The organism is Burkholderia cepacia GG4, assembly GCF_000292915.1.
GTDB lineage: Bacteria > Pseudomonadota > Gammaproteobacteria > Burkholderiales > Burkholderiaceae > Burkholderia > Burkholderia cepacia_D.
The window spans coordinates 456161-482097 of sequence record NC_018513.1 but is presented as its reverse complement, the minus strand read 5'-3'; the positions used below and the strand labels follow the sequence as shown (position 1 = coordinate 482097).

25 protein-coding genes and 1 pseudogene are annotated in these 25937 nt (G+C 68.7%); 7 read left to right on the top strand and 19 right to left on the bottom strand.

Annotated elements, in window-relative coordinates; translation table 11 throughout:
• Positions 1–4 precede the first annotated feature (4 nt).
• From GEM_RS02135 to GEM_RS02125, 3 genes are all read left to right on the top strand, one after another.
• Positions 5–2299, top strand: coding sequence for a fimbria/pilus outer membrane usher protein (locus GEM_RS02135; protein WP_014895809.1), 2295 nt, complete (start codon positions 5–7; stop codon positions 2297–2299).
• Positions 2296–2799 (top strand): spore coat U domain-containing protein, encoded by a 504-nt coding sequence (locus tag GEM_RS29400; RefSeq protein ID WP_014895808.1) that lies wholly within the window; start codon positions 2296–2298, stop codon positions 2797–2799. The genes GEM_RS02135 and GEM_RS29400 overlap by 4 nt, the downstream gene beginning before the upstream one ends.
• Before the next feature lie 73 nt (positions 2800–2872).
• Positions 2873–3460 carry a hypothetical protein gene (locus GEM_RS02125; protein ID WP_014895807.1) on the top strand — a complete coding sequence of 196 codons (588 nt, stop codon included), beginning with the start codon at positions 2873–2875 and terminating at the stop codon, positions 3458–3460.
• A 42-nt stretch (positions 3461–3502) separates the two neighbouring features.
• On the opposite strand, the gene GEM_RS02120 is transcribed toward GEM_RS02125, so the two are convergent.
• The 15 genes from GEM_RS02120 to GEM_RS02050 all read right to left on the bottom strand — a co-directional run bounded on the left by GEM_RS02120 (position 3503) and on the right by GEM_RS02050 (position 18129).
• A complete protein-coding gene (locus GEM_RS02120; RefSeq protein ID WP_014895806.1) occupies positions 3503–4810 on the bottom strand; it encodes a solute carrier family 23 protein in 1308 nt (435 codons plus the stop codon).
• A 221-nt stretch (positions 4811–5031) separates the two neighbouring features.
• Positions 5032–6270 (bottom strand): flagellar hook-associated protein FlgL, encoded by a 1239-nt coding sequence (gene flgL, locus GEM_RS02115; RefSeq protein ID WP_014895805.1) that lies wholly within the window; start codon positions 6268–6270, stop codon positions 5032–5034.
• Positions 6271–6293: 23 nt separating this feature from the next.
• Positions 6294–8285: a flagellar hook-associated protein FlgK gene (flgK, locus tag GEM_RS02110; protein ID WP_014895804.1), complete on the bottom strand. Its 1992-nt coding sequence runs from the start codon at positions 8283–8285 to the stop codon at positions 6294–6296.
• A gap of 192 nt (positions 8286–8477) precedes the next feature.
• Complete coding sequence (locus GEM_RS02105; protein WP_014895803.1) at positions 8478–9233, bottom strand: flagellar brake protein; 756 nt, start codon at positions 9231–9233, stop codon at positions 8478–8480.
• Between the two features lie 223 nt (positions 9234–9456).
• The gene (gene flgJ / locus GEM_RS02100; RefSeq protein ID WP_014895802.1) at positions 9457–10434 is read right to left on the bottom strand and encodes a flagellar assembly peptidoglycan hydrolase FlgJ; all 978 of its coding nucleotides are present in this window, start codon (positions 10432–10434) and stop codon (positions 9457–9459) included.
• The gene (locus GEM_RS02095; protein ID WP_041490588.1) at positions 10435–11622 is read right to left on the bottom strand and encodes a flagellar basal body P-ring protein FlgI; all 1188 of its coding nucleotides are present in this window, start codon (positions 11620–11622) and stop codon (positions 10435–10437) included. It lies immediately after the preceding gene.
• A gap of 5 nt (positions 11623–11627) precedes the next feature.
• Positions 11628–12317, bottom strand: a complete 690-nt coding sequence (gene flgH, locus GEM_RS02090) for a flagellar basal body L-ring protein FlgH (protein ID WP_014895800.1) — start codon at positions 12315–12317, stop codon at positions 11628–11630.
• 21 nt (positions 12318–12338) lie between these two features.
• Positions 12339–13127 carry a flagellar basal-body rod protein FlgG gene (gene flgG / locus GEM_RS02085; RefSeq protein ID WP_014895799.1) on the bottom strand — a complete coding sequence of 263 codons (789 nt, stop codon included), beginning with the start codon at positions 13125–13127 and terminating at the stop codon, positions 12339–12341.
• 35 nt (positions 13128–13162) lie between these two features.
• The gene (gene flgF / locus GEM_RS02080; protein WP_014895798.1) at positions 13163–13921 is read right to left on the bottom strand and encodes a flagellar basal-body rod protein FlgF; all 759 of its coding nucleotides are present in this window, start codon (positions 13919–13921) and stop codon (positions 13163–13165) included.
• 20 nt (positions 13922–13941) lie between these two features.
• Positions 13942–15183: a flagellar hook protein FlgE gene (gene flgE, locus GEM_RS02075; protein ID WP_014895797.1), complete on the bottom strand. Its 1242-nt coding sequence runs from the start codon at positions 15181–15183 to the stop codon at positions 13942–13944.
• Positions 15184–15210: 27 nt separating this feature from the next.
• Entirely contained in the window at positions 15211–15957 is a 747-nt protein-coding gene (locus tag GEM_RS02070; protein ID WP_014895796.1) for a flagellar hook assembly protein FlgD, read from the bottom strand.
• A gap of 67 nt (positions 15958–16024) precedes the next feature.
• Entirely contained in the window at positions 16025–16450 is a 426-nt protein-coding gene (gene flgC / locus GEM_RS02065) for a flagellar basal body rod protein FlgC (RefSeq protein WP_014895795.1), read from the bottom strand.
• Positions 16451–16488: 38 nt separating this feature from the next.
• Positions 16489–16977 (bottom strand): flagellar basal body rod protein FlgB, encoded by a 489-nt coding sequence (locus tag GEM_RS02060; protein ID WP_014895794.1) that lies wholly within the window; start codon positions 16975–16977, stop codon positions 16489–16491.
• Between the two features lie 506 nt (positions 16978–17483).
• Positions 17484–17660 (bottom strand): hypothetical protein, encoded by a 177-nt coding sequence (locus tag GEM_RS31740; protein ID WP_187293250.1) that lies wholly within the window; start codon positions 17658–17660, stop codon positions 17484–17486.
• Between the two features lie 145 nt (positions 17661–17805).
• Positions 17806–18129, bottom strand: coding sequence for a GNAT family N-acetyltransferase (locus tag GEM_RS02050; RefSeq protein ID WP_272148372.1), 324 nt, complete (start codon positions 18127–18129; stop codon positions 17806–17808).
• On the opposite strand from GEM_RS02050, the pseudogene flgA reads away from it, so the two are divergent.
• From flgA to GEM_RS02035, 3 genes and pseudogenes are all read left to right on the top strand, one after another.
• Positions 18115–18702, top strand: a pseudogene (gene flgA, locus GEM_RS02045) (flagellar basal body P-ring formation chaperone FlgA); the annotation flags it as partial. The gene GEM_RS02050 and the pseudogene flgA sit on opposite strands and share 15 nt — an antisense overlap.
• A gap of 118 nt (positions 18703–18820) precedes the next feature.
• Positions 18821–19150, top strand: a complete 330-nt coding sequence (gene flgM, locus GEM_RS02040; protein WP_014895792.1) for a flagellar biosynthesis anti-sigma factor FlgM — start codon at positions 18821–18823, stop codon at positions 19148–19150.
• 85 nt (positions 19151–19235) lie between these two features.
• A complete protein-coding gene (locus tag GEM_RS02035) occupies positions 19236–19676 on the top strand; it encodes a flagella synthesis protein FlgN (RefSeq protein ID WP_014895791.1) in 441 nt (146 codons plus the stop codon).
• A 115-nt stretch (positions 19677–19791) separates the two neighbouring features.
• Here the strand turns inward: GEM_RS02035 and GEM_RS02030 are convergent, their stop codons facing one another.
• The gene (locus tag GEM_RS02030) at positions 19792–21642 is read right to left on the bottom strand and encodes a M24 family metallopeptidase (protein WP_014895790.1); all 1851 of its coding nucleotides are present in this window, start codon (positions 21640–21642) and stop codon (positions 19792–19794) included.
• A gap of 438 nt (positions 21643–22080) precedes the next feature.
• Here GEM_RS02030 and GEM_RS02025 point away from each other — a divergent pair, with 438 nt between their 5' ends.
• Positions 22081–22893 (top strand): helix-turn-helix domain-containing protein, encoded by an 813-nt coding sequence (locus tag GEM_RS02025; protein ID WP_041490434.1) that lies wholly within the window; start codon positions 22081–22083, stop codon positions 22891–22893.
• 49 nt (positions 22894–22942) lie between these two features.
• Here the strand turns inward: GEM_RS02025 and GEM_RS02020 are convergent, their stop codons facing one another.
• The 3 genes from GEM_RS02020 to GEM_RS02010 are packed head-to-tail and all read right to left on the bottom strand — an operon-like array spanning position 22943 to position 25840.
• Positions 22943–24184, bottom strand: coding sequence for a multifunctional CCA addition/repair protein (locus GEM_RS02020; RefSeq protein ID WP_014895788.1), 1242 nt, complete (start codon positions 24182–24184; stop codon positions 22943–22945).
• Positions 24181–24828 carry a glutathione S-transferase family protein gene (locus GEM_RS02015; protein WP_014895787.1) on the bottom strand — a complete coding sequence of 216 codons (648 nt, stop codon included), beginning with the start codon at positions 24826–24828 and terminating at the stop codon, positions 24181–24183. Before GEM_RS02015 ends, GEM_RS02020 begins: the two co-directional genes overlap by 4 nt.
• Before the next feature lie 55 nt (positions 24829–24883).
• Positions 24884–25840, bottom strand: coding sequence for a complex I NDUFA9 subunit family protein (locus GEM_RS02010; RefSeq protein ID WP_014895786.1), 957 nt, complete (start codon positions 25838–25840; stop codon positions 24884–24886).
• Positions 25841–25937 lie beyond the last annotated feature (97 nt).

Below are 25937 nucleotides of genomic sequence, written 5' to 3'. Positions count from 1 at the left end.
CCTCATGAACGCGCAGATGACACTCGCGGAAGAACGCCTCGTCGCGGTACCGACTGCGCCTGCGTCGCATGGCGCAGCGGGCGGCCCGGCCGAGCTGCTGTATCAAGTCGACATCAACCGACAGGGGCTCGATGAAACCGCGCTGCTGATCAAGGCGGCCGACGGCGAATTCTACGTGTCGGCCGACGACCTGAAACGCTGGCGGCTCCGGCAGCCGGACGTCCCGCCGCTGGCCGGGACCGACGCGCCGTTCTATCCGCTCAAAGCAATCGCGGGACTCACGTACACCGTCGACGAGCCAAGCCTGACGATGGCGATCAGCGCCCCCGCGCAAGCGTTCACCCGCTCGACCTTCGACGAGACCGACAGGCACCGCGCGCCCGCAGTCGAACCGGGCATCGGCGGCTTCTTCAACTACGACCTGCTCGCCGAGCAGGCGGGTGGCCAGACGCACGGCTCGGGCCTGTTCGAGCTCGGCTTCTTCAACCGCTTCGGCGTCGGCGTCGGCACGTTCCTCGCGGACGAATCGGGCCCGACCCGGCGGCTGACGCGCCTCGAAACCACCTGGACGACCGATCTCCCCGGCAAGCTCGCCAGCCTGCGCATCGGCGACGCGATCAGCCGCCCCGGCATGTGGGGCCGCGCGATCCGCTTCGGCGGCATTCAGTACGCGACCAATTTCGCGACGCAGCCCGGGCTCGTCACGATTCCGCTGCAGGGCGTGAGCGGGCAGGCCGTGCTGCCGTCGACCGTCGACGTCTACGTCAACAACGCGCTGACGTCGTCGCGCGACGTCGCGCCCGGCCCGTTCGCGATCAACAACGTGCCGGTGGTGACCGGCCAGGGCGACGTGCGGGTCGTGGTGCGCGACGTCATGGGCCGCGAGCAGGTGATCACCCAATCGTTCTATGCAAGCGCCAATCTCCTCAAGCAAGGCATGCAGGACTTCTCGTATGAGGTCGGCAAGGAGCGGCGGGATTTCGGCCTGGCGAGCAACGACTACGGGCGATGGTTCGCCAGCGCGACGCACCGGATCGGCATGACCGACCGGTTCACCGGCGAGATCCACGCCGAAGCCGAAGCGTCCCGGCAGAACCTCGGCGTCGGCGGCGTGGTGCTGGCCGGGCCGCTCGGCGTCGTCAACGCGTCCGCCGCAGCGAGCCGCAGCACCGACGGCCCGGGCGCGCTCGCGACGATCGGCATCGAAAGCCAGTCCGGCCTCGTCGAGTTCGGCGCGCACGCGCAATGGGCCACGCCGCATTTCGCGCAGATCGGACTCGAGCCGGGCACGCTCGCGCCGAAGCTGCTGACGAGCGTCAACGTCGGCGTCGGGATGGGCCGCTTCGGCTCGCTCGGGCTCGCGCATGTGTTCCTCGACAATCGCGGCGGCTACAAGACCCAGTTGCTGTCGCTCAGCTACAGCGCCCAGCTCGGCCGCTTCGGCTTCGCCAACGTCAGCGTCAGCAAGCCGTTGGGCGGCACGGGCGCGACGCTCGTGGGCGTTGCGTGGACGATACCGGTCGACAACCGCACGAGCGCGTCCGTCACGCTGACGCACCAGCAGGGTGCCACCGAAATGCTCGCGCAACTGCAGCGCAGCCTGCCGGTCGGCGAAGGATTCGGCTATTCGCTGCAGGCGGGCAACGACACACAGGATGCGAGCGCGACGCTGCAAACGCGCACCGGCACCTACAGCGTCGAGGCGGCGTCCTATCGCGGCCGGGCCGGCGTACGCGCCAACGCGGCGGGCGGCATCGCTTTCGTCGACGGCACGGCACGCCTGTCACGGCAACTCACGGACAGCTTCGCGCTCGTCAAGGTACCGGGCTTCGCCAACGTCGGCATCCTCGCGGACAACCAGCTCGTCGCACACACCGACGCCAGCGGCGTCGCGCTGCTGCCGCGGCTGCGCGCGTACGAAAGCAACCCGATCTCGATCGAGCAGGCCGACCTGCCGTTCGACGCGACGATCGGCACGCTGAAGCTCGACGCGGTGCCCTACTTCCGCAGCGGCATGGCGCTCGAGTTTCCAATTACGCGTTCGCGCGGCGCGATGCTGACGCTCGATCTCGAGAACGGCGCGCATCTGCCGGCCGGCGCGACCGTCACGATCGCAGGGCGGAACGAAACATTTCCGGTCGGCCGCGACGGCGTCGTCTACGTCACCGGATTGTCGGAACAAAACCGTCTGCATGCGGCGTGGCGCGACCGGCAGTGCGACGTGACCGTGCGCTTTCCCGCCGGCGACGACCCGCTGCCGGACCTGGGCACCCATCTTTGCAAGGGAGTCACACCATGAGACATCGCAAGCATGGCGGGCGGCCGGTCCGGCTCGCGCGCTTCGGCGCCGCCGCGGCGCTCGCCGCCGGTGCGGCCGCGCTGGTGGCACTGCCCGTGCGCGCGGCGACGACGTGCACGATGAATGCGCCGTCGTCGATGGTGTTCGGCACGTACGACACGATCAACGCCGCCACCTCGGCCGTCACGATCTCGATCAACTGCACCGGCAACGGCAACGCCACGCCGACGGTCACGGCGAGCGCGGGCGGCGGCACTTTCGCGAACCGCTTGATGACGCGCACCGGCGCGACCCAGACGCTCGGCTACAACCTGTATCTCGACAGCGCACACACGTCGATCTGGGGTGACGGCACGAGCGGCACGTCGGCGATTTCGTGGGGCAAGATCACCGGCGCCGGGGCCTTCAGCGCGACCGTGTACGGGCTGATCCGCGGCGGCCAGAACGTCGTGCCGGGCGGATACGCGGACCACAACATCACGATCCTGTTCAACTACTAGATGCGGTGGCGGCGCAGGCCTGGCGCGTACCGCCACCGGTCGCCATCACGGACTCGGACAACGGGGACATACCATGAATCGAACCGAGACAGCGAACGCCGCCGCATCGCGGTGCGACCGGTGCGGACGGACCCGCGCTGCGTCTCTCGGCCCGCAGCGGGCCGCCCGCCGCGCACGCCGGCTGGTTGGCGCCGCGGTCGCGCTGTCGATCGCGCTGCTCGGCGCGGCGCCGGGTCATAGCGATGCGAAGCAGTCGAGCCGATCGGTGCAGGTCGGTACGACGGTCCAGGCGTATGCGCGGGTCAATGCGACCAATCCGGCCAAGCTCGTGATCGCGAACAAGGACACGAGCATCGGCTACCTGGCCGTGCCGAACGTCAGCAACCCCACCGGGACGACGCTCGCGATCCAGACCAACGACCGGGCCGGGTACACGGTGCTGGTGCAGGTTGCGGCCGCCAGCCAGTCGCAGTTCAGCTCGATCGAGATCAGCGGCTTAGGCGGCAAGGTCGTGCTACCGGGGACGGGCGGCACGATCGCCGTGCCCTATACGGCGCTGAACACGACCTTCACGCTGACCTATCGTTTCGTGTTCGCGCCGAAGGCGAAGGACGGGACCTTTGCATGGCCACTCACGTTTTCGGTGCACCCGAACCCGTGACGCCCGGCTCGCAGGTGCCCGCGGCCACGATCCGCGCCGCGGTCACACCACCGGGCCCGGTTCCTTTTCCTTGCGCAGGATCGCGTACAGGATGATCGCGCCGAACGTCGCGGTGCCGATCCCGCCGAGCCCGAAACCGCCGATCTTCAGCGAGAAGTCGCCGGCGCCGAGCACCAGCGTGACGGCCGCGACGATCAGGTTGCGGTTGTCGGAGAAGTCGACCTTGTTGACGACCCAGATCCGCGCGCCCGTCACCGCGATCAACCCGAATACGACGATCGACACGCCGCCGAGCACCGGGCCCGGAATCGTCTGGATCACCGCGCCGAATTTCGGCGAGAAACCGAGCACGATCGCGATCAGCGCGGCGACGACGAACACGAGCGTCGAGTAGATCCGCGTGACGGCCATCACGCCGATGTTCTCCGCATAGGTCGTGACGCCCGTGCCGCCGACGCTGCCCGACACGATCGTCGCGAGCCCGTCGCCGATGAACGCACGGCCGACGTAGCGGTCGAGGTTGTGGCCCGTCATCGCGCTCACGGCCTTGATGTGCCCGAGGTTCTCGGCGACCAGGATCACCGCGATCGGCGCGAGCATCAGCATCGCATGCGAATCGAACACCGGCGTGCGGAAGGTCGGCACGCCGAACCACGCGGCATGCGCGACGACCGCGAAGTCGATCGGCTTGCCGAGCGCCATGCCGTTGGTCGCGATCGCGTAGATCACGTAGGCGATCACGAGCCCGACGAGGATCAGGAGACGCTGCATCATCCCGCGCGCGAACACTGCGACGCCGCCGACGCACAGCACCGTGACGAGCGCCATCACCGAGTCGAAGGTCGAGGCCGACACGCCCTTGACCGCGATCGGCGCAAGGTTCAGCCCGATCACCGCGACCACCGCGCCGGTGACGACGGGCGGCATCAGCGTCTCGATCCAGCGCGTGCCGATCGCCTGCACCAGCGCACCGAGCGCGACGTACACGACGCCGCACGCGATGATCCCGCCGAGCGCGACCGGGATGTTCGGGTTCGGGCCGCTGCCGCCGTAGCCGGTCACCGCGATCACGAGGCCGATGAACGCGAAGCTCGAGCCGAGGTAGCTCGGCACGCGGCCGCCGACCAGCACGAAGAACAGCAGCGTGCCGATGCCCGACATGAAGATGCACAGGTTCGGGTCGAAGCCCATCAGCAGCGGCGCGAGCACGGTCGAGCCGAACATCGCGACGACGTGCTGCACGCCCATCGCGACCATCTGCGGCCATGCGAGGCGCTCGTCGGGGCCGACCACGCGCGACGCCGCGCCGGTCGATTGCTCCCGCCAGCGCGGGAAGTAGGAATCGGACATAGGGAAAAGGGCTCCTGTCGAACGCCGGCTGCGGACGGTGCGCCGGTCTGGAATCTGGCGCGAGTTTACGGAGCGGAAATGGGGCTGGCAAGCGCGAACCGCCAATGCGACGGCCGTGCCCGCCGGGCGGGCATCGGAGCGGCGCGACCGCATCGGCGGCGGTCGGCCGGCGCACCGCACGATGTAAGCGGGCGCTCACATCGCAGCGGACGCCACGGGGATCACGGATTGATGTACTGGAACAGCGACATGTTCTGCAGCTGCGCGTAGGCCTTCTGCGCGCCGCTCAGCGCGTTCTGCACCTGCAGGTACTGGCTGATGGTCGTGACCATGTTGGCGCTCGTCAGGTCCGACAGGTTGCTGGTCGTCTGCAGCGCCGCGGTCTGGTTGACGGTCTGCATCGCCTTGACCTCCTGCTCGCGGCCGCCGACCGTCGCCAGCACGGTCGTGACGTTGCGCATCGAGTTGCCGATCTTTATCGCGGCCGTGCTCAGCGTGTTCGACAGCGCGGCGGTCGCCGTCGGATTGCCGGCGACGGGCGTCTTCAACGCCGTGATCATCGAATCGAGCGTCGAGAACACGTCGACCCCGCTCGCCTGCGGCGCGGGCGTGACCGAAAAGGTGTCGGTGGGCGACGGCGTGCCCGACACGGCGACCTTCATCCCGTTGCCGAGCGCGATCGCGGTGCCCGACGTATAGGCCTGCGCGGGCCCGGGCGTCGGGGGCGAAATCGAGTTGTCGGTCACCGTGTAGGTCGGCGCGGCCGCCGTGCCGCCGAAGGTGATCGTGAACTGATGGCCGTTGGTCGCAGCCGACGGATCCGTCACCGTGACGTTGCCGATGGTGGCCGTGCCGGTGTTGGCCGCGCCGGCCGCCTGGACGGGCGAGTTGCCCAGCGCCTGCACCGACATGAACACCGAGAGGCCCGAGTCGCCCTGCGGCACGTTGCGCGAATCGTCGATCTGTACGGTGCGCGTGCCCGTATCGCCGACATAGCTGATGCTGCCGGCGGCGTTCTTCGTGAACGGCGCCGTCGAATTCTGGTAGCCGGCGAACAGGTAGTTGCCCGCGCCGTCGGTCGAGTTCGCGAGCGACACCAGCTGGTCGCGGTAGCCCTCGAGCTGCGCCGCGAGCGCCGCGCGGTTGTTGTCGGCGAGCGAACCGTCGCCGGCGCGCACGATCGTCGACTGGACGCTGCCGAGTACGTTGCCGACGCTCTGCAGCGTCTGGTCCTCGGCCTGCAGCGACGCGAGCGCCGTGCTCTGGTTCGCCGCGTACTGCGACAGCGTGGCCGACGTCATCGACAGCTGCACGGCCTGCGCCGCGCCCAACGGGTTGTCGGCCGGCGTCGCCAGGCTCACGCCGCTCGAGATCTGCTGGTAGAGCTGCGCGAGCTGGGCCTGCTGATCGTTCATCTGGCCGACGTTCAGCTGGTAGAACTGGGTCGTGGAAATCCGCATCGTTTCTATCCTCTCGAATCCGGTCAGCTGAACAGGCCCAGCACGGTCTGGAACAGCGAAGCCGCCGTCTGGATCACCTTCGCGTTGGCCTGGTAGAGCTGCTGGTACTGCATCAGGTTCGCGGCTTCCTCGTTCTGGTTCACGCCCGACACCGACTGCTGCGCGGAGGTGATCTGGCCGACCAGCGCTGTCTGTGCGGTACTCGACGACTTGAGCTGGCTCGCCGCGTTGCCGATGTTGTTCACGTAGTTCGCGTAGGCGCCCGTGATCGTCGTCGTGCCGCCGCCGAGGGTCTTCGCGTTGACGAGCCGCGACAGCGCGAGCGCGTTGCTGCCGTCGCTCGTGCCGCCCGCGTACGGCCCGATCGTGAACGAATCGCCGTCCGACGGCGTGCCCGACAGCGTGACGGTCACGCCGTTCAGCGCCCCGGCGGCCGTGCCCGACATCGTCATCGCCGCGCCGTTCGACGGGTCGTACGGCACGGAGTCGGTCGGATTGCTGATCGTCACCGACGTCGGCGGCGTGCCCGGGATCGTCACCGTGGTGCCGACCGGGAAGCCCGACAGCGACTTCGTCGCCGCGTCGTAGGTCAGCTTGGTCGACGGTACCTGATAGCCGGAGGTCACCCCGCTCAGCGCGATCTCGCCGGTGCCGATGTTGGTGCTCGACGCCGACGTGACGGCCGGCGACGCGGCCGCGATCGCCGAGCCGCTCGTCGTCGCGAGGCCGAAGCCCGTCAGCGCGCCGCGCGTCGGCAGCACGGTGAACTGGTCGCCGGCATTCATCGTGCCCGATGCAATCGAGAAGTTCAGCCCGGTCGCTCCACCGAGCGAAACCGGCATCGGTCCGCTTTTCTGGTCGACCACCGCGCCGGAAGCGCGGTCCGTCAGCGTGTAGTTGGTACCGTCGTACGACAGCGTGTAGTCGCTCGTCGTCGGCTGCGACGCGTTGGCGAACGAGACGGACAGCGCCGCGTTGCCGGTATTGCCCTGGTTCGAATAGACGGTCGGGTTCGCCACCGTGAACAGGTTGCCGCCCGGATTGCCCGCCAGGTCGACGCCGAGCGCGTTCTGCCCGTTGACCTGCGCGGCGAAGCTGGTCGCGAGCGCGCCGAGCTGCGCCTGCGCGGGGTCGAGCGTCTGGCTGCGGAACGCGAGCAGGCCGCCGAGCGTGCCGCCCGACAGCGACGAATCGGGCAGCGCCTGGTTCGGCCCCGGCGGGTTCGCGCCCGCGATCCCCTGCGACACGACGGTCAGCTCGCTCGGATCGGACGACGACGTGACGGTCGCAAGCTGGTAACTCTTGTCGGCGAGGACGAGCGGCTGGCCGCCCGCGAGGAACACGCTGTAGCCGCTGTCGTTGCGCACCACCTGCACGCCGGCGAGGCTCGACAGGTTCGACACCGCGAGGTCGCGCTGGTCCATCAGCTGGTTCGGCGGCTGCCCCTGGCTGCTCGCCGCCGAGATCTGCTGGTTCAGCTGCGCGATCTGCTTGGTGTACGTGTTGATCTGCGACACCGCGCTGGTGAGCTGCGTATTCACGCTCTGGCGCAGCGCGTCGTACTGCTGGCCGGCCGCGTTGAGCTGGTTCGCGAGGACCTGCGCATTGCTGACCGCGGTCTGCCGCACCGACGGATCGGCGGCGCTGTTCGCGACGTTCTGCAGGCCGGTGAAATAGCCGGTGATCGCGGTCGAGATGCCGGCCGTCGGGCTGCCGACGTAATTGTTCAGCTGCGCGACGAGCGAATACCACGTCGACAGCGAGCCGCCCTGCGACTGCGCGCTGTTCAGCTGGTCGCTCAGGTACTGGCTGTACTGCCGCTGCACGGTGACGGTGTTCACGCCCTGCGGCATGTAGCCGCTCGACGTGTACTGGCCGCTCGCCTCGGCATAGACCGGGCGCTCGACCGAATAGCCGGGCGTCGCGGCGTTGCTGATGTTCTGGCCGGTCGTCGTGAGGCCCCAGAGCGCGGCATTGAGGCCGCTGACGCCGAGGTTCATGAGTGTGTTGGACATGCGCGATCCTGATGAGCCGGCCGCGCTGCGGCCGCCGGGTTGCGTGACTCCCGGTATAACGGCCGCGGATCGGAAAAATTGAGGAAAAAATGCGCATGCGACGCGCGGGTGCGCGTCGTCGGTCGAGCGTCTCGGCAGGCCCTGCCGGCGCCGCTGCGAACGCGGCCCCGCGCGGGGCCGCGCGCGGCCGTGTCAGGCCCGCGCGAGCGAGCGGCGCTTCATCTCGAGCTGCGTGATCAGGCGCTGCAGCGTGTTCTCGGCGCTGCCCGGCAGCGACATGAAGCGAAAGCCGAGCTGGTAGCGCCGCGAGCCGTTCGGCATCTGCGTCGAACGCTGCGACACGAGCCGCAGGTCGAGCGACAGTTTGCCGTGGCCGGTCAGCTCGAGCTCGACGTCGGGCAACAGCGTGCCGACCTCCAGCGCCTCGACGCGTTCGTCGGCCGTGCGCAGCCCGACGCCGCCGAGCGACAGGTTATGCACCTCGAACACGAAACCGTCGCCGTCCGGCAGCTTGCCGCGGCACAGGAACGGATCGACGATCGGCGCATCGACGCGGAAATACTCGCGGCGCTGGATGCACATCAGCACGTCGGGGAAATCGGCGACGAACGCGGGCAGCCCCTCGTAGCGCGTCTCGCGCGGCGTGTTCGTGGTGAACTCGACGCGCACGCCCTCCGGCGCGGCCGCGAACGTGCAGTGCGACGCGCCGAGGATGCCGGCGTTCTGCTCGGACAGCGCGCCCCAGTCGAACGTGAACGTGCGCGCGCCGACGTCGACCTCGAGCAGGCGCGTGACGAGCTGGCCGCCCGGGTACTGGACGGTCAGGAAGTCGCCGCGGTTCACGAGGTTGCGCAGCTGCACGCCGATCTCCAGCGGATTGCGGCGGGCATAGTCGGGCCCGGAATGGCCCGCATCCAGGCTCGGATCGGTCGACGTTTCGATATTCATGGCTAGCCGGTTTTCTTTTCATGGGCGCCCGGGCGACCGGTGCGCAGTAAAACCGGGCCAGAACATGGCCCGGTTACAGGTCTCTCACACTTAGCGGCAGTGCTCACCGAAAGTTTAGATCGATTTACCGATTTTTTTCGCGCAAACGTTGAAACCGCGCGCGGCGGTCAGCCGGGCGCGGTCCGAATGAGGGCAAACGGGCGGCGGGAACGGGCTCTGGCCGTCAGCCGATCTGCTGCATGATCGAGATCAGTTTCTTCGCGTAATTCGGGTCGGTCGCGTAGCCGGCCTTCTGCATTCCATGCGCGAAGCCCTCGACGCTGCGGCTCGCGCTCAGCACGCCCGCGTAGCGCGGGTTGTTCTTCAGCAGGTTCGCATAGTCGGTCATCGCGTGCTCGTACGAATCGTACGCGCGGAACTTCGCGACGACGCGGCGCGGCGTGCCGTTCACGTATTCGGTCGTCAGCGCCGACACCGTGCGGCCCGTCCAGCCCCTGTTCGCCTTGATGCCGAACACGTTGTAGCTCGTCGAGCCGTCGCTTGCGCGAATCTCGCGCTTGCCCCAGCCCGATTCGAGCGCCGCCTGGCCGACGATGAAGCGCGCCGGGATGCCGGTGGTTGCGCTCGCCGCCTGCGCCGGGCCGGCGAGCCGGTCGACGAATGCGTCGGCGTCCGGCGTACCGCCCGCGCCCTTCAGCGGCGGCGTCAGCGCACTGCCGGCCGAGTAGCCGCGCGCGCCGGCAAGCGCGCCGTTGCCGCCGGCCGCGCTCGCGTTCGCGTACGCCTTTGCCATCGCATTCATCGCGGCGAGGCTGCCTTCGTTGCCCGACGTGCCTAAGCCGGCCACGCCGGCGTCGGCCGCCGTGTCGTCGCCGGTGCCCTGCCCGGCATTGCGCAGCAGCTGCTTCATCAGTGCATCGGCCACGCCGATCCCGCGCTTCGACATCTGCTGCGCGAGCTGCTGGTCGAGCATCGACGTGTACATCTTCGACGTGTGCGAATCGAGCAGCCCGCCCTCGGGCGACGCGTCGCGCATGCTCTTGAGCATCATCTGCGTGAACATCGCGTCGAACTGGCCGGCGACCGCTTTCGCGCCGGCCTGCGGCGACTGCTTCGCCTGCGCGCGCAGCGCATCGAAGCCCTGCACGTCCAGTGCGAAGCGCTGCGTGAGGTCGTTCGCGTTCGGAAGGTTCGCTGCCATTTAGATGATCTCCAGGTCCGCGCGCAGCGCGCCGGCCGCCTTCATCGCCTGCAGGATCGACATCAGGTCCGCCGGCGTCGCGCCGAGCGTGTTCAGCGCCTTCACGACGTCGGCGAGGTTCGCGCCGGCCGTCACCATCTTCAGCGCGCCGTTGTCCTGCTTCAGCTGGATCTGCGACTGCTGCGCGACCACCGTCTGGCCGTTCGAGAACGGCCCCGGCTGCGACACCACCGGCTGCGTGTTGACGACCACCGACAGGTTGCCGTGCGCGACCGCGCAGCTTTGCAGCGTGACCATCTGGTTCATCACGATCGAGCCGGTGCGCGCGTTCAGGATCACCTTCGCGGCGGCCTTGTCCGGGCTCACGTCGAGGTTCTGCAGGCGCGCCATGAACGCGACCTGCTGCGCGGAATCCGCCGGCGCGGCGAGCTGGATCGTGCGGCCGTCGAGCGCCGTCGCGGTGCCCGGGCCGAAGCTCGAATTGACTGCGGACACGATCCGCTGCGCGGTGCCGTAGTCCATGTCGTTCAGCTGCAGCTGCAGCACGCCGTTCATCTGCGCGATCGCGTTCGGCACCGAGCGTTCGACGATCGCGCCGCCGACGATCCGGCCGGCCGCGAGCTGGTTCACCTGCACGCGGCTGCCGTTCGCGCTGGCGCCCGCGCCGCCGACTGCCATGTTGCCTTGCGAGAGCGCGTACACCTGCCCGTCCGCGCCCTTCAGCGGCGTGAGCAGCAGCGTGCCGCCGCGCAGGCTCTTCGCGTTGCCGAGCGACGATACCGTCACGTCGAGCGCCTCGCCCGGCCGCGCGAACGGCGGCAGCGTGGCCGTCACCATCACGGCCGCGACGTTCTTCAGCTGCATGTTGTTCAGCGACGACGGGCCGCCGTTGGCCGACCCGTTGTTGATCGAGATGCCGAGGTTCGCGAGCATGTTCGCGAGCGTCTGCGTCGTAAACGGTGTCTGCATCGTCTGGTCGCCCGTGCCGTCGAGACCGACGACGAGGCCATAGCCGATCAGCGGGTTGTCGCGCACGCCCTGGATCTGCGCGAGATCCTTCAGGCGCTCCGCGTGCGCGGGCAACGCGCCGAACGCGCACGCCGCCAGCGCGAGCGCGGCGGCGATCCGCGCGACGGCGCGCGCGCGCGACGACAGGCGGTGGAAACGGTGAAAAAGAGGCTGCTGCATCGTCATCACCACGGTGCGATGTTGAGGAAGAAGCGCTGCAGCCAGCCCATCGTCTCGGCTTCGTTGATGTAGCCCTTCGCCGAGTATTCGATCCGCGCGTCGGCGACCTGCGTCGAGTAGACCGAGTTCGAGCCCGAGATCGAGTTCGGGTTGACGACCCCGGAGAAGCGCACGAATTCGTTGCCCTGGTTGATCAGCATCTGCTTCTCGCCGCTGACGACGAGGTTGCCGTTCGGCAGCACGTTGGTGACGGTCACCGTGATCGTGCCGTTGAACGTGTTCGCCGCGCTCGCGCCACCCGTCGACGCAAACTTGTTGTTGCCGGCCGCCGACAGGTTCGCCTTCGCGAACAGGCCGCCGAGGAAGCCGGCCGTCGGCACGTTGAAGTCGGTGGTGCCCTGCCGGTTGGTGTTCGCGCCCGACGATTTCGTCGCGTTGATGTTCTCGGCGATCACGATCGTCAGGATGTCGCCGATGTTGCGCGGCCGCTGATCCTCGAACAGCGGCCGGCCCGCGTAGCCCGGGTTGTAGATCGAGCCGGGCGCCTGCATCGACATCGGCATCGGCGGCTGCGCCGTCATCGGCTGCTGGATGATCGGATCGCGCGGAATCTGCGCGCAACCGGCGAGCGCGGCCACCGCGACCGCACACGCGGCGCGGACGGGGGCTGACGGGAGGAGGCGAACCTGCTTCATGGCGACGGCGGGACTTTCCGGTTAGCTCTTCATCTGCGTGACGGTCTGCAGCATCTGGTCGGACGTCGTCACGGCCTTGCTGTTGATCTCGTACGCACGCTGCGTCTGAATCATGTTGACGAGCTCCTGCACGACGTTCACGTTCGACGCCTCGACATAGCCCTGGTTGAGCACGCCCGCGCCGTTCAGGCCCGGCTGCGACACGTTCGGCGCGCCCGACGACGTGGTCTCGGCGAACAGGTTCTCGCCCTTCGCCTCGAGGCCGGCCGGGTTGATGAAGGTCGCGATCTGCAGCGAGCCGATCTGCACCGCGTTGCTCGAGCCCGGTTGCGTGACCGACACGACGCCGTCCTTGCCGATCGTCAGGGACTGCGCGTTCTGCGGCACCGTGATCGCCGGCAGGATCTGGTAGCCGCTCGACGTGACGAGCTGGCCCTGCGCGTTGGTCTGGAACGAGCCGTCGCGCGTGTACGCGTTCGTGCCGTCCGGCATCAGCACCTGGAAGAAGCCGGCGCCGTTGATCGCGACGTCCTTCGAGTTGCCGGTCTGCGTGAGGCCGCCCTGCGTGTACAGGCGCTCGGTCGCGACCTGCTGCACGCCGGTGCCGAGCTGCAGGCCCGACGGCAGTTCGGTCTGCTGCGTCGAATTCGCGCCCGGCTGGCGGATGGTCTGGTACAGCAGATCCTCGAACACCGCGCGCGACGCCTTGAAGCCGTTCGTGCTGGTGTTCGCGAGGTTGTTCGAGATCACGTCCATCTGCGCCTGCTGCGCATTCATGCCGGTGGCGGCGATGTAGAGCGATCGGTTCATGTTGAATCTTCTCCTGGTAGCGAGGGCCGTGCCGCTCAGCTGAAGTTGAGCAGCTGGTTCGCCGACTGCTCGTTCTGGTCGGCCGTCTGGATCAGCTTCGACTGCAGCTGGAACGCCCGTGCGTTGTCGATCATCGCGACCATCGCGGTCACCGGGTTGACGTTGCTGCCTTCGAGCGAATTCGGCGTGACGACCACGTTCGGGTCGGCCTCGGCCGAATTGCCGTCGGCGGTGCGGAACAGCCCGTCGTTGCCCCGCGTGAGCGTGGCCGGATCGGGGTTCACGAGCTTCATCCGGTCGACGATCGCGACCGCCGTCGGCGGGTCGCCCGGCATCAGCGCGGACACCGTGCCGTCCTTGCCGATCGTCACTTCGGCGTTCGGCGGCACCGAGATCGGGCCGCCGTTGCCGACCACCGGCAGGTTGCTCGCGTTGACGAGCTGGCCGTTTTCATCGACGTGCAGGTTGCCGGCGCGCGTGTACGCCTCGCCGCCGTCGGCCGTCTGCACCGACAGCCAGCCGGCGCCCTGCACGGCGACGTCGAGCGGATTGCCGGTGCGCGTGATCGGCCCCGGCGCGAAATCCGCGCCGGGCGTCGACGCGAGCACGTAGGTGCGCGTCGTCGTCGGGTCGATCGTGCTGCCGTCGCCGAAATTCATCGGCACCGCGCGATAGGTCGCAAGCTGCGCGCGAAAGCCCGTCGTCGAGGTGTTCGCGAGGTTGTTCGCGACGATCGCCTGCTGGTCGAGCGACTGCGACGCGCCCGTCATCGCCGTGTAGATCAGTCGGTCCATGGCTGCCGGTTATCCGCGCATTACAGGTTGATGAGCGTCTGGTCGACGGTCTGCTGCGTCTTGATCGTCTGCGCGTTCGCCTGGTAGTTGCGCTGCGCGGTGATCAGGTTGACGAGCTGCGACGTCAGGTCGACGTTCGAGTTCTCGAGCGCGCTGCCCTGCAGCGCGCCGTGGTTGGTGCTGCCCGGCGCGGAGATCTGCGGCACCCCCGACGCGGCCGTCTCGGCGTACTGGTTGCCGCCGAGGCTGACGAGCCCGTTCGGGTTGTTGAAGTTCGCGAGCGCGATCTGGCCGAGCACGGCCGTCTGCCCGTTCGAGTAGTTGCCGGTCAGCTTGCCGTCCGAGCCGATCGAGAAAGTCGTCAGCGTGCCGCTCGCGTAGCCGTCCTGCGCGAGGTTGTTCACGCCGTCCTTGCCGCCGTACTGGGTGGTGCCGGTCAGGTCGAGCGTGAGCTGCTGCGGCGTCGCCGAGCCATCGGTGGTCGGCACGGTGAACTGGAACTGGCCGAGCGACGCGGTCGGCGCGACCGGCGCGGCCGTCGTCGTGCTCTGGATCGCGCCCGACTGGTCGAACGTGACCGTGCCGAGGTCGGTCGCGGCGCCGCCCTGCACGCCCGCGTAGGCTTCCCAGGTGCTCGACGCCGACTTCACGAAGTACATGTTGACCGCCTGCGAGCCGCCGAGCGAGTCGTACACCTGGACCGAGGTCGAGAAGTTGTACGTCGTGGTGTCGGTCGGGTCGAACGGCGTCTTGGTCGGCACCGTGTCCTGCGAGTTCAGGTTGAACTGGCCGGTGATCTTGGTCGTCGGGGTCGGCGCGATGTTGGTGGTCGGCGCCTGCAGCGGCACGGTCTGCGCGGTGCTCACCACGCCGTTCTTGTCCGCCGCGTAGCCCATCAGGTTCATGCCCTGCGCGTTGACGATGTAGCCGTTCTTGTCGCGCTGGAACGTGCCGTCGCGCGAGTACGACGTCACGCCGTTGTTCGACATCTGGAAGAAGCCGTTGCCGTTGATCGCGACGTCGAGCGCCGAGTTCGTCGAGTTGATCGTGCCCTGTCCGAACTGCTGCTGCACCGACGCGAGCGTCGTGCCGATCCCGATCTGCGTGTTGACCGACGTCGCGATCGAGTTCGCGTACATGTCGGCGAACTGCGCGGTGCTCGACTTGAAGCCGACCGTGTTCGCGTTCGCGATGTTGTTGCCGATCACGTCGAGCGCGCTCGATGCGCCGGCGAGGCCGCTCAGACCCTGTTGATAACCCATTTCGGTCTCCGTTGCGAGAAAGCTGGATCAGTTGGTGGTGGTCGTGCCGCCGGACGACGACGACGCGGTGTTCGGGAAAATCGACGCGACCTGGGTCAACCCCACCGTCGTGCCGTTCGACAGCACGAGCCCCGCCGTGCCGTCGGCCTGCTTGATCACGCTCTGCACCTGTGCGGCCGCGAGCACGGTCGGCGCATACGTCTTGCCGTCGGTGCCCGTGTACTGCGCGCTCACGGTGTACTTGCCGTCCGCCAGCGTGTTGCCGGCCGCATCGGTCGGCGTCCAGTTGAACGGCACCGTGCCGGCCGACTGCTGGCCTGCGTTGATCGTGTTGACGACGACGCCCGAGCTGTTCTTCACGGTGATCGTCAGGTTCGACACGTCGTTCGCGAGCGACACGCCGAACGGCGACGCCGCGCCGCTCTTCACCGCGACGCTGTTGCCCGGCGCGAGCACGTTGGTGCCGATCAGCGCCGCCGCCTGGGTCTGCTGGCCGGCCGCGAGCTGGGTCGACAGCGAAGTGAGCGACGTGTTCAGCTGCGCGATGCCGCTCACCGTGTTGATCTGCGCGAGCTGCGACGTCATCTGCGAGCTGTCGACGGGGCTCGTCGGATCCTGGTTCTGCAGCTGCGTGACGAGCAGCTTCAGGAACGTCGCCTGCAGGTCGCTCGCCGACGTGCCGGTCGTCGACACGCTGTTGGTGTTCATCGTGTCGGTCGGCAGGGTCGACACGTTGGTGCCGTTGCTGCCGATCGTCGTGCTGGAGGAGGTCATCCTGGGTGGCCTTGTGTCGGAACTGTCGGGTCTGGGTGTCGGTCTGGAAGGTCGCTCGGCGCGCGGCTTACGTGCCGATCGTCAGCGTCTTGAGCATCAGCGTCTTCGCGGTGTTCAGCGTCTCGACGTTGGCCTGGTACGAGCGCGACGCCGAGATCATGTTCACCATCTCCTGCACCGGATCGACGTTCGGCATCTGCACATAGCCGTTCGCGTCGGCGGCCGGGTTCGCCGGGTCGTAGGTCGACTTCATCGGCGACGGATCGTCGACCACCTTCGACACGCGCACGCCGCCCACGCCCTGGCCGGACGCGGTGCGCGCGCCACCCATCGGGTCGGCCGCGAACACGACCTGCTTGGCCTTGTACGGCTTGCCGTCGGGGCCGGTGGCGCTGTCGGCGTTCGCGAGGTTCGACGCGGTGACGTTCAGGCGCTGCGATTGCGCGGACAGCGCCGAACCGGCGACGCCGAAGATGTTCATCAACGAAGGCATGGAGGCTCCTTGTGCTCGGGTGCGGAAGCGGCGCGCGCTTACGAGTTCGTCGAGATCGCGGCGATCATCGCCTTGATCTGCTGGGTCATCACGGTCATCCCGGTTTCGTAGTGCAGCGCGTTGTTCGCGAACTGCACGCGCTCGACGTCGAGATCGACCGTGTTGCCGTCGAGCGACGGCTGCAGCGGCATCCGGTACTGCGCGCGACCGTAGTCGTCGGCCGGGCCGCCGGTCGGCATCAGCTTCGCGGTGCCGGCCATGTGGCCCGGCGCCGTCGACACCATCGACATCCCGCTCGTCACGCCGGCCGGCTGCGCCATCGGCAGCTGCGCGGCGTTGCTCGGCGCGAGACCGCCGCCGGTCTGCTTCAGCGAGCGCGCGAGGGTCGACGCGAAATCGGTGTCGCGGGCCTGGTAGCCGGGCGTGTCGGCGTTCGCGATGTTCGACGACAGCAGTTCCTGCCGATAGGCGCGCACGTCGAGCGCCTGTCGGCCGAACGCGAATTCGGCATCGAGTTTGTCCAGCATGTGTGCGTCTCTCCGTATGAAGCGCTGCACGCCCGTTGCGCCGGATGGCGACGCAAGGGGCTTTTTTCCATGACAGCGATGGTAGGCGGCGGGCGCAACCGGCAATCGGGCGAATAACGCGGCAAAGGCCCCCTCTATTCATCGTTTGCGCGACGGCCCCGCTCCCTAGAATGCGAATCGGATCAACGGTTCGAGGACACGGCGATGGCAGGCAGCGCACTTCGCGGAAACGACGGACGCCGGACGCGCGTCCGGCGTGCGCTCGCGCTCGCCGCGGCGCTGTGGCTCGCGGTGCCGGCCGCGCACGCGGACGACGGCATGATCGTGATTCCCGGACGTGGCGAGACGGCCGAGACCGCGCTCGCGCATGCGAATGCGGCGAGCGGCGGGCAGTTCGGCGGGAATGCGGGGACGGCTGCGGGCGCGGGCATGGCGATGGCGGGCGGCGTGACTGGCGTTGCCGGCGCGACTGGCGTTGCCGGCGTGACCGGCGCGGCCGCGGCCGGCTACGCGGCGCAGCCGGCCAGCTCGATGGTCGTGACGAGCTTCACGAGGTTGCTTCTTGCGTCGTCGACGGTCTTGGCCTGCCACGGCGTGAAGCCGCCTGCTGCCTTGACGTCCGCCGGCGTGCGGCCGGGTTTGCCCGCGTGGGCGTTGTCTTCACCGCGATATGCGTATTGCATGATGTGCCTCCGGTTCGATGTCGATCGGTCTGGATGGGTCCGCGTTGCGAGTGGACACGAGCACGATATCGGCGGCAAACCCGGCGGGAAATGGGCCGAAGGTGTGACGGGGCGTCAGGGGAGGGATGGCACGGGAGGATTCAAGCTAAAGAAGCGTACGCCAATAGCGAACCTCTTCGATTGGCGCGCCGTCGATCTCGAACGTCTTGACGTCGCGCTCGACGACAAAGCCCTCGCGTTCATAGAATGCCTTCGCACGACGATTCTCGACGAGCACCCACAGCGACACCCGGACATGCCCTGCGTCATGCAGCGCACGGCACGCATGGTTGACCAGCGCCGCGCCGATTCCTTGGCCGCAATGCGACGGATGCAGGTAGATCGCTTCGATTTCGCCCCAGGTCGAGTCCTTGTCGGTGTCGCGTGTCGGACCATAGGCAACCCAGCCTCGCGGCTCGCCTTCCTGCAGCAGCAGGTCGCGGGCCTGCCGGGCAAAACCACCGCGACCGTCGCGGCCGCGTTTCCGCGCGGGCTCGCCGCGTGCACGACGCTCGAGCCGTTCCTGCCGACCGGCGCACGCCTGTGGGGCCGCACGACGGTCGGCGTGCGCTGCGCGGGTGAACGGCCGTGGACCGTCTACCTGCAGGCGAAGGTCGCCGTGCAGGCCACCTACTACGTCGCCGCGCGGCAGATCGCGCCGGGCGAACCGCTCAGCGCGGCCGACCTCGTCGCGCGCGACGGCGACCTGACCGTGCTGCCGCTCGCGGTGATCACCGATCCCGCGCAGGCAGTCGGCGCGACCGCGCTCGTGCGGATCTCGGCCGGGCTGCCGCTGCGTCAGGACTTGCTGAAGAGCCCGGCGTCGGTGTCGGCCGGCCAGACGGTGCGGGTCGTCGCGGCGGGGCCCGGCTTCACCATCTCGGCCGAGGGCAGCGCGCTAGCGAACGCGGCGCCCGGCCAATCGGTGCGGGTCAGGATGGCCGCCGGCCAGATCGTCACGGCGATCGTCAAGGACGCCGGCACCGTCGAAATTCCGCTGTAGGGACGGATCTCGCCGGAAGATTGTAAAGAATTGTTTCTTCGGAGAATTTCAGGCTCACGATGCTAAAGTTCGGGCCGACCCGGCCGTTATCTGGGTCATACCGTCCAGGAAACCCATCGTGAAGATCGATTCCACTCCGAACCCGAGCCCACTCGCGTCGACCGGCAACGGCGCGACCCGCGCGCAATCCGGCGCGGCTTCGTCGTCCGCACAGGCGGCCGACGCAGGATCGACCGGCGGCGACACGACCGTGAACCTGTCGGGTTTGTCCGGCCAGCTGCGTTCGGTGTCGGCCTCCGGCAGCGCCGACATCGACACGGCCCTCGTCCAGTCGATCAAGGACGCGCTGAACAACGGCACGTTGACGATCGACGTGAACAAGATCGCCGACGGCGTACTGAATACCGCCCGCGACCTGCTGCAACGGCAGCGCTCGCAGGGTAACTGAGCCGGCCCGGGGCCCGTCACGCCCTGACCGGTCCCCTGGTTTGCCGGCATGCGGAAACGCGTGCCGGCGCGACGAGCATGACGCGATGAGAGAAGAGCTGCTGGCCACGGTCAACGACGAACACGCGACGGTCGAAGCGTTCGCGTCCCTGCTCGCCTACGAGGAAAAGGCGCTGACGACGGCGGAGCCGCTTGAAATGCTGCCCGGCATCGTCGAGAAGAAAAGCGCGCTGATCGACCGGCTCGCGCAGCTCGAGCGCACGCGCGACACGCAGCTGTCAGCGCTCGGCTTTCCGGCCGGCAAGAAAGGGATGGACCAGGCCGCCGAGCGCGATGCGCGCCTGGCCGGCCGCTGGCAACTGCTGCTGCAGGCCGCCGAACGCGCGCGCCAGGCCAATGCGACCAACGGGATGCTGATCCGGATCCGGATGGACTACAACGAGCGTGCACTCGCGGTGCTGCGTTCGGCTCCCGCGCCGGCCGGCGTGTACGGGCCCGACGGGCGTGTGTCGGCACTGATGCGCTAATGCGCTGATCCCACTGACGTCATGATCACGCCGGCGCACCGACGCGCCGGCTGCGCATCGACGCGCCGGCTGCGCATCGCGCGGCCCTGCTGCGGCCGCGCGCACCTTCCCCGTCTTACAACAGCGGACACGCGGTGACCTGCGTGCCGCGCTCCACGCAAAGCCGTTCGTAGTCGCGCAGGTACGTGCGCTCGTCGTCGTCCAGCAGCGTGACATCGATCAGGTCCCAGTCGTAGCCGACCGTGACGATGTTCTCGAACGCCACGGTGTCCGACTCTTCGTCATCCGCGCGCACGATCACGATGTTCTCGATCCGCACGCCGCCCTTGCCCTGCAGGTAGATGCCCGGCTCGACCGAAATCACCGCATTCGGCACCAGCCCGTACTTCGCGCCCGGCGCGAACCGCACGCCACCCTCGTGCACGTGAATCCCGACACCGTGCCCGGTGCCGTGGCCGAAGTCGTAGCCGTGATCGCGGCACACCTGGCGCACCGTCGCGTCGACATCGCCGCCCGTCGCCGCTTTCGGGAAGCGCGTGACGAGCCCCTTGATGCACGCCTTCAGCGCGACCGTGTAGATCTCGCGCTGCCACGGCTGCGCCACCGTGTCCGGGTGCGTGCGGCGCAGCACGACACGGGTGCAGTCCGTCGCGAAACCGGCGTCGTAGTACGCGCCGCTGTCGAGCAGCACCAGTTCGCCTTCGGTCAGCTCGACCTCGGCGCTCGCCGCCGTGTAATGCGCGAACGCACTGTTCGCGCCGTTCGCGGCGATCGACGGGAACGTCAGCGCGACCGCCGAGCGTGCGCCGTACGCGTCGTTGATCGCACGCGCCAGGTCGTATTCGGTATGGCGCTGCCCCGGCTCGCCGGCCTTCGCCCAGCGCATCGTCTCGGCGATCGCCGCCGAGCTGCGCGCGAACGCGTCGCGGAACCGGTCGAGCACGGCCGGCGTCTTGCCGGCCCGCAGCGCCTCGACCGGGTTGAAATCGGCGTGGCGTGCATGCGGCCACACGCGGCGCACCGATTCGACGAGCGCGCAGTTGACCGACTCGAAGCCGTAGCACACGTGATCGACCGCGAACTGCGCGAGGAAGCGCTCGAGTTCGGCGAAGTCGCGCCGGATCACGTGCAGCGCCGGATACGACGCCAGCTCGACCGGGCACGCGTCGCAGCCTTCCGGCAGGAACAGCGCGACCTGCTCGCCGACCGCGAACAGGAAGCCCAGGTGCGACGACGCATTCGGGATGTGATAGCCGCGGCTGTTCAGCAGATACGCGAGGTCGTCCGATGCGCACGTGAAGAACGCGGTCTTGCCGTGCGCCGCGCCGGTGTGCGCGGCGAGCCGCCGGTTCAGCGTGTCGAGGTTCTGCGCGACGCTCGCGCCGGTCATCACTTCGGGCAGCTCGAAGATCGGCCGCTCGACCACCCAGCCCGGCAGCGCGATCGCGCGGTCGATCTCGCGCTCGGCCAGGCTCGTCCAGTCGAGCGACGCAGCCTGCGTCTGCTCGATCAGCCGGTCGCGCTGCGCGACGCTGATCCGCAGCGCGTCGTAGCCGACCCGGGCGAGCCGGCTCGCGTGCGCGACCAGCCAGTCGGCCAGCGCCTGCCAGATCGTCACGTTCATCCCGAGCTTCTCGATGCGCACCTGCGCCGGGTCGCACTGCTGTTCGGCCTGCAGGTGATAGCGGCCATCGACGAACAGCACGAACGGCGGCACGCCGAGCGCCTGCGCGGTCGCCGCACTCAGGAAGATCCCGCAGCCGGCCGAGCCGTCGAAACCCGACAGCGCGTAGCGCGGGTTGTTGCGGCGCGGCAGGTATTCGGTGATGTATTCGTCCTGCGACGTGACCACTACCGCGTCGAGCCGCGCTGCGTCGAGCAGGCGCGACAGGCCGGCCTGCGTGTCGGCGACGGACGCGTCGTACGAGGGAAGGCCGGAGAAGCTGTATTTCAGTCGATCGATCATCGGATGCCCGTTATTGATTGTCGTCGGCGGACAGCGTCACGCGGCATGGCGCACGCGTGAAGCGACACACCGCCCGTGCGTGGATGACGCGCGGCCCGGCGAGCAGCCGGGCTGCGGTGCCGTTCCAGCGGCAGACCCTCGGGAAAGTTTTGTCTCACTTAACTTTGTTTGATGCGTGCGACAGAATCTAGAGCACGCTGAAATTGAGGTCAAGCTAAAATTTTCGTAGGGCTAAAATTTCCGGCATGGCGCCCGACGGCGGCGCGGCCCTGCGCGGCCATACGCGGCGCAGCGCCGTCCGGGCGCCACCGCGCGCGGTACAATCCGCCGGCATCGTCGTCCCGACGGCCGTGTTTCGTGCGATTCGCGGAAAGCTACATCCCGGCGACAGCACCGCCCCTCCGCTCGCCTTCCGACTCGTTGCCACGAAAGAGATTCATGGATTCAGACATCATGCGTATCGGCCAGCGCATTCGCCGCCTGCGCCGGGAAGCGAAGAAGACGCTGCTGGAAGTCGCGACCGAAGCAAACCTGTCGGTCGGGTTCCTGTCGCAGGTCGAGCGCCATCTCACCGGCATCTCGCTCTCATCGCTCGTCAACGTCGCGAAGGCGCTGAACGTGCCGCTCGGCACGCTGATCGACCAGCCGCGCCAGGCGCAGCCCGACTCGCACGCGGGCCGCCGCGAACCGTACGCAGTCGACGCCGCCTCGCAGTGGTACGAGCGGCTGTCCACCACCTTCGACGGCAGCCAGCTCAACGCGCTCAAGGTGCGGATGATGGAGGGCTACCGTTCGGAATGGGTCGCGCACGGCGGCGACGAGTTCGTGTACGTGCTGACCGGCCGGATCTGCTACACGATCGGCAAGAAGGATTACCCGCTGTCGCCCGGCGACTCGCTGCACTTCGACGCGAGGAAGCGCCATCGCGTCGCGAACGTCGGCGACGGGCCCGCCGAGCTGATCGCGGTCGGCACGCTGCCCCTCTTCGACGACAACTGCGCCGAGTTGGGGACCGCGGCGATGAAAATCAGGCTGCTCGCGCGCGACGCCGGCGCGACGCCGGGTGAGCCGCGCGTGAGCCGCCGCGATCCCGCGCCGAAGCGCGAACGCGACGCGGACGCGGCAGCGCCCGCCGACAACCCGGCCCGCGCAACGGCACAGCCGGCTGCCGGGAAGCCGCGCGCGGCCGCCGGCAAACGTCCGGCTGCCGCCACCCCGGCCCGCCGCGCCACCCCGCGTACGAAGAAATAACGGCCGCGGCCGAGCGGCGAACCACGCCACCCGAGCGCGTCGTCCCAGGCTATTCGGCGATCGCCAGCGCCTGCTTGACGGCCTCGACCCGCGCGCGATGCACGGCCTCCTTGATCTGCATCGCGTCGTTGCCGATCGCGCGCGCGATCGCGCCCGCGTCGACGCTGCGCGCGGCCACCAGCGCCACCCGCAGCCGCTCGGCCTGCGGATACGGCTGGGTGTCGAGCCCGAGCCGGCCGCGCGCGTCCGACTCGCACGCCTGCAGCATCTCGGCGAAGCGCGCCGGCTTGCGCAGTGCGTCGCTACGCTCGAAGAACCGCACCAGCGCGGCGGCGCCCATCTCCATCACGCGATGCAGGTTGCCGTGCTCGCGCGCGACCACCAGCGCGAGGTCGCGGCAGTCGTTCGGCACGCGCAGCCGCTCGCACAGCGGCTTGAGCAGGTCGACGCTGCGGCCTTCGTGGCCGACATGGCGCGGCAGCACGTCCGCGGGCGTCGTCGCCTTGCCGAGATCGTGCGTGAGCGCCGCGAAGCGCACCGGCAGCGAATAGCCCTGCTTCGCCGCATAGTCGACGACCATCATCACGTGCACGCCGGTGTCGACTTCCGGGTGGTAGTCGGCGCGCTGCGGCACGCCCCACAACGCGTCGATCTCGGGCAGGATGCGCGCGAGTGCGCCGCAGTCGCGCAGCACCGCGAACATCCGCGACGGCTTCGCCTCCATCAGCCCGCGCGCGATTTCCTGCCACACGCGCTCGGGCACCAGCGCATCGACCTCGCCCGCGTCGACCATGTGCCGCATCAGCGCAAGCGTTTCGTCCGCGACCTTGAAATCCGCGAAGCGCGCGGCAAAGCGCGCGATCCGCAGGATCCGCACCGGATCCTCGACGAACGCGTCGCTCACGTGCCGGAACACGCGCGCACGCAGGTCGGCCTGCCCGTCGAACGGATCGATCACCGGGCCGACCAGCGCACCCTTCGGGCTCACTTCGCGCGCCATCGCGTTGATCGTCAGGTCGCGCCGCGCGAGATCCTCGTCGAGCGTCACGTCCGGCGCATAGTGGAACTGGAAGCCGTGATAGCCGGCCGCCGTCTTGCGCTCGGTGCGCGCGAGTGCGTATTCCTCCTGCGTGTCCGGATGCAGGAACACGGGAAAATCCTTGCCGACCGGCCGGAAGCCCTGCGCGGCCATCTGCTCCGGCGTCGCCCCCACCACCACGTAGTCGCGGTCCTGCACCGGCACGCCGAGCAATTCGTCGCGGATCGCGCCGCCTACTGCGTAGATATTCATGGCTGCGGTTCGTATTCGGCAATCACGTTGGTCTCGCCGCGCGCGCCATCGATCCAGCGCTGCACCGCCGGCAGCGCCGTCACGCGCGCCGCGTAGCCGGCCGCGTCCGGCGACAGCGCCGGCTCGTACGTGTTGAAGCGCATCACGACGGGCGCATACATCGCATCGGCGATCCCGAATTCACCGAACAGGAACGGCCCGCCCGATGCCTCGATGCACGCGCTCCACAGCGCGTCGATGCGCGCGACGTCGGCGAGCGCATCGGGCGTCGCGCCGCGCCCCGGCATCGACGCGCGCACGTTCATCCCCATCTGCGTGCGCAGCGCGGCGAAACCCGAGTGCATCTCGGCCGAGATGCAGCGCGCATGCGCACGATCGAGCGGATCGGCCGGCCACATCGGGAATTGCGGATAGCGCTCGGCGAGCGTCTCGGCGATCGCCAGCGAATCCCAGATCGCGACGCCGTGGTCGTCGATCAGGCACGGCACCTTGCCGGTCGGCGAATACTCGCGAATGCGCGCGGCCGTGTCGTCGCGGCGCAACTCGATCGCGATCTCGTCGAACGGGATACCGAAATGCGCGAGCAGCAGCCACGGCCGCATCGACCACGACGAGTAGTTCTTGTCTCCAATGACGAGTTTCATGGCGATGTTCCGAAAAAGCGCGAAAGTGAATGACGAAAGCGACGGCCCGCGACGCCTAGCGGCGCGAGCGGAACCAGTCGAAGCGGGAGCGCTGCGCGGCGTTGCCGAGATACGCGGGCGCGATGCTCTCGAGACTCGCCGGCGACAGCCCGAGTTCCGGCGCGAGCGGCCCGGACAGCACGTTCGGCACCGACATCGACGCGAGATTGTCCCGCGTGAGCACCGGCTCGCCGGGCAGGCATTCGAACACGCTCGCCTGCAGCCGCGCGAGCGCGTCGGGCAGCCGCACGATGCGTGCCTGCCGGCCGACCAGCGTGCCGCAATAGCGCACCAGTTGCTCGAGCGTATAGACGGTCGGCCCGCCGAGCTCGTAGGTCCTGCCGTACGCGGCCGCGAGATCGAGCGTGTTGACGAACGCGCGCACGACGTCGCCGACGAACACCGGCTGGAAACGCGCGTCGGGCATCGCGAGCGGCAGCACGGGCAGCGTGCGCTGCAGGTTCGCGAACGTGTTGAGGAAAGCGTCGCCGGGGCCGAACACGACCGACGGGCGGAAGATCGTCAGCGCGAGCGAATCGGTCGCCGCGACCGCATGCAGCGCGGCCTCGCCGTCGCCCTTCGAGCGCTGGTACATGCTCGCGCCGTGCGAATCGGCGCCGAGCGCGCTCATGTGCAGCACGCGCTGCACGCCGACCTCCACGCACGCGGCGGCCAGCGCGGCCGGCAGCGCGACGTGCGCGCGCTCGAACCCGGGCCCGTACGGCGTGCCGCGGCCGCCGTGCAGCACGCCGACCAGATTGACGGCCGCGTGCGCGCCGGCGACGAACCGGGCCAGCGTGCGCGTATCGAGCGCGTCGAGCTCGACGATCTCGACCGGCAGCATCTGCAGGTGGCGCGCGTGTTCGCGCCGCCGCGTGCCGATCCGCACCTGCTTGCCGGCGTCGATCAGCGCATTGACGAGCCGGCTGCCGATGAAGCCGGTGCCACCGAGCAGCGCGACGGTCTGATCCATGTTCCGAACCTCAAAGGGGCTGTTCACGCTAATGACGGGCTTGCGAACGAGCCTTGCCGGCTGCAGTGCAAGAAGCAAGGAGCGCCGTTTGGCCGAG

Excerpts from the sequence above, each read along its gene's own strand:
- GEM_RS02135 (WP_014895809.1), top strand. The coding sequence starts at position 5 with ATGAACGCGCAGATGACACTCGCGGAAGAACGCCTCGTCGCGGTACCG.
- GEM_RS29400 (WP_014895808.1), top strand. The coding sequence starts at position 2,296 with ATGAGACATCGCAAGCATGGCGGGCGGCCGGTCCGGCTCGCGCGCTTC.
- GEM_RS02125 (WP_014895807.1), top strand. The coding sequence starts at position 2,873 with ATGAATCGAACCGAGACAGCGAACGCCGCCGCATCGCGGTGCGACCGG.
- GEM_RS02120 (WP_014895806.1), bottom strand. The coding sequence starts at position 4,810 with ATGTCCGATTCCTACTTCCCGCGCTGGCGGGAGCAATCGACCGGCGCG.
- flgL (WP_014895805.1), bottom strand. The coding sequence starts at position 6,270 with ATGCGGATTTCCACGACCCAGTTCTACCAGCTGAACGTCGGCCAGATG.
- flgK (WP_014895804.1), bottom strand. The coding sequence starts at position 8,285 with ATGTCCAACACACTCATGAACCTCGGCGTCAGCGGCCTCAATGCCGCG.
- GEM_RS02105 (WP_014895803.1), bottom strand. The coding sequence starts at position 9,233 with ATGAATATCGAAACGTCGACCGATCCGAGCCTGGATGCGGGCCATTCC.
- flgJ (WP_014895802.1), bottom strand. The coding sequence starts at position 10,434 with ATGGCAGCGAACCTTCCGAACGCGAACGACCTCACGCAGCGCTTCGCA.
- GEM_RS02095 (WP_041490588.1), bottom strand. The coding sequence starts at position 11,622 with ATGCAGCAGCCTCTTTTTCACCGTTTCCACCGCCTGTCGTCGCGCGCG.
- flgH (WP_014895800.1), bottom strand. The coding sequence starts at position 12,317 with ATGAAGCAGGTTCGCCTCCTCCCGTCAGCCCCCGTCCGCGCCGCGTGT.
- flgG (WP_014895799.1), bottom strand. The coding sequence starts at position 13,127 with ATGAACCGATCGCTCTACATCGCCGCCACCGGCATGAATGCGCAGCAG.
- flgF (WP_014895798.1), bottom strand. The coding sequence starts at position 13,921 with ATGGACCGACTGATCTACACGGCGATGACGGGCGCGTCGCAGTCGCTC.
- flgE (WP_014895797.1), bottom strand. The coding sequence starts at position 15,183 with ATGGGTTATCAACAGGGTCTGAGCGGCCTCGCCGGCGCATCGAGCGCG.
- GEM_RS02070 (WP_014895796.1), bottom strand. The coding sequence starts at position 15,957 with ATGACCTCCTCCAGCACGACGATCGGCAGCAACGGCACCAACGTGTCG.
- flgC (WP_014895795.1), bottom strand. The coding sequence starts at position 16,450 with ATGCCTTCGTTGATGAACATCTTCGGCGTCGCCGGTTCGGCGCTGTCC.
- GEM_RS02060 (WP_014895794.1), bottom strand. The coding sequence starts at position 16,977 with ATGCTGGACAAACTCGATGCCGAATTCGCGTTCGGCCGACAGGCGCTC.
- GEM_RS31740 (WP_187293250.1), bottom strand. The coding sequence starts at position 17,660 with ATGCAATACGCATATCGCGGTGAAGACAACGCCCACGCGGGCAAACCC.
- GEM_RS02035 (WP_014895791.1), top strand. The coding sequence starts at position 19,236 with ATGAGAGAAGAGCTGCTGGCCACGGTCAACGACGAACACGCGACGGTC.
- GEM_RS02030 (WP_014895790.1), bottom strand. The coding sequence starts at position 21,642 with ATGATCGATCGACTGAAATACAGCTTCTCCGGCCTTCCCTCGTACGAC.
- GEM_RS02025 (WP_041490434.1), top strand. The coding sequence starts at position 22,081 with ATGGATTCAGACATCATGCGTATCGGCCAGCGCATTCGCCGCCTGCGC.
- GEM_RS02020 (WP_014895788.1), bottom strand. The coding sequence starts at position 24,184 with ATGAATATCTACGCAGTAGGCGGCGCGATCCGCGACGAATTGCTCGGC.
- GEM_RS02015 (WP_014895787.1), bottom strand. The coding sequence starts at position 24,828 with ATGAAACTCGTCATTGGAGACAAGAACTACTCGTCGTGGTCGATGCGG.
- GEM_RS02010 (WP_014895786.1), bottom strand. The coding sequence starts at position 25,840 with ATGGATCAGACCGTCGCGCTGCTCGGTGGCACCGGCTTCATCGGCAGC.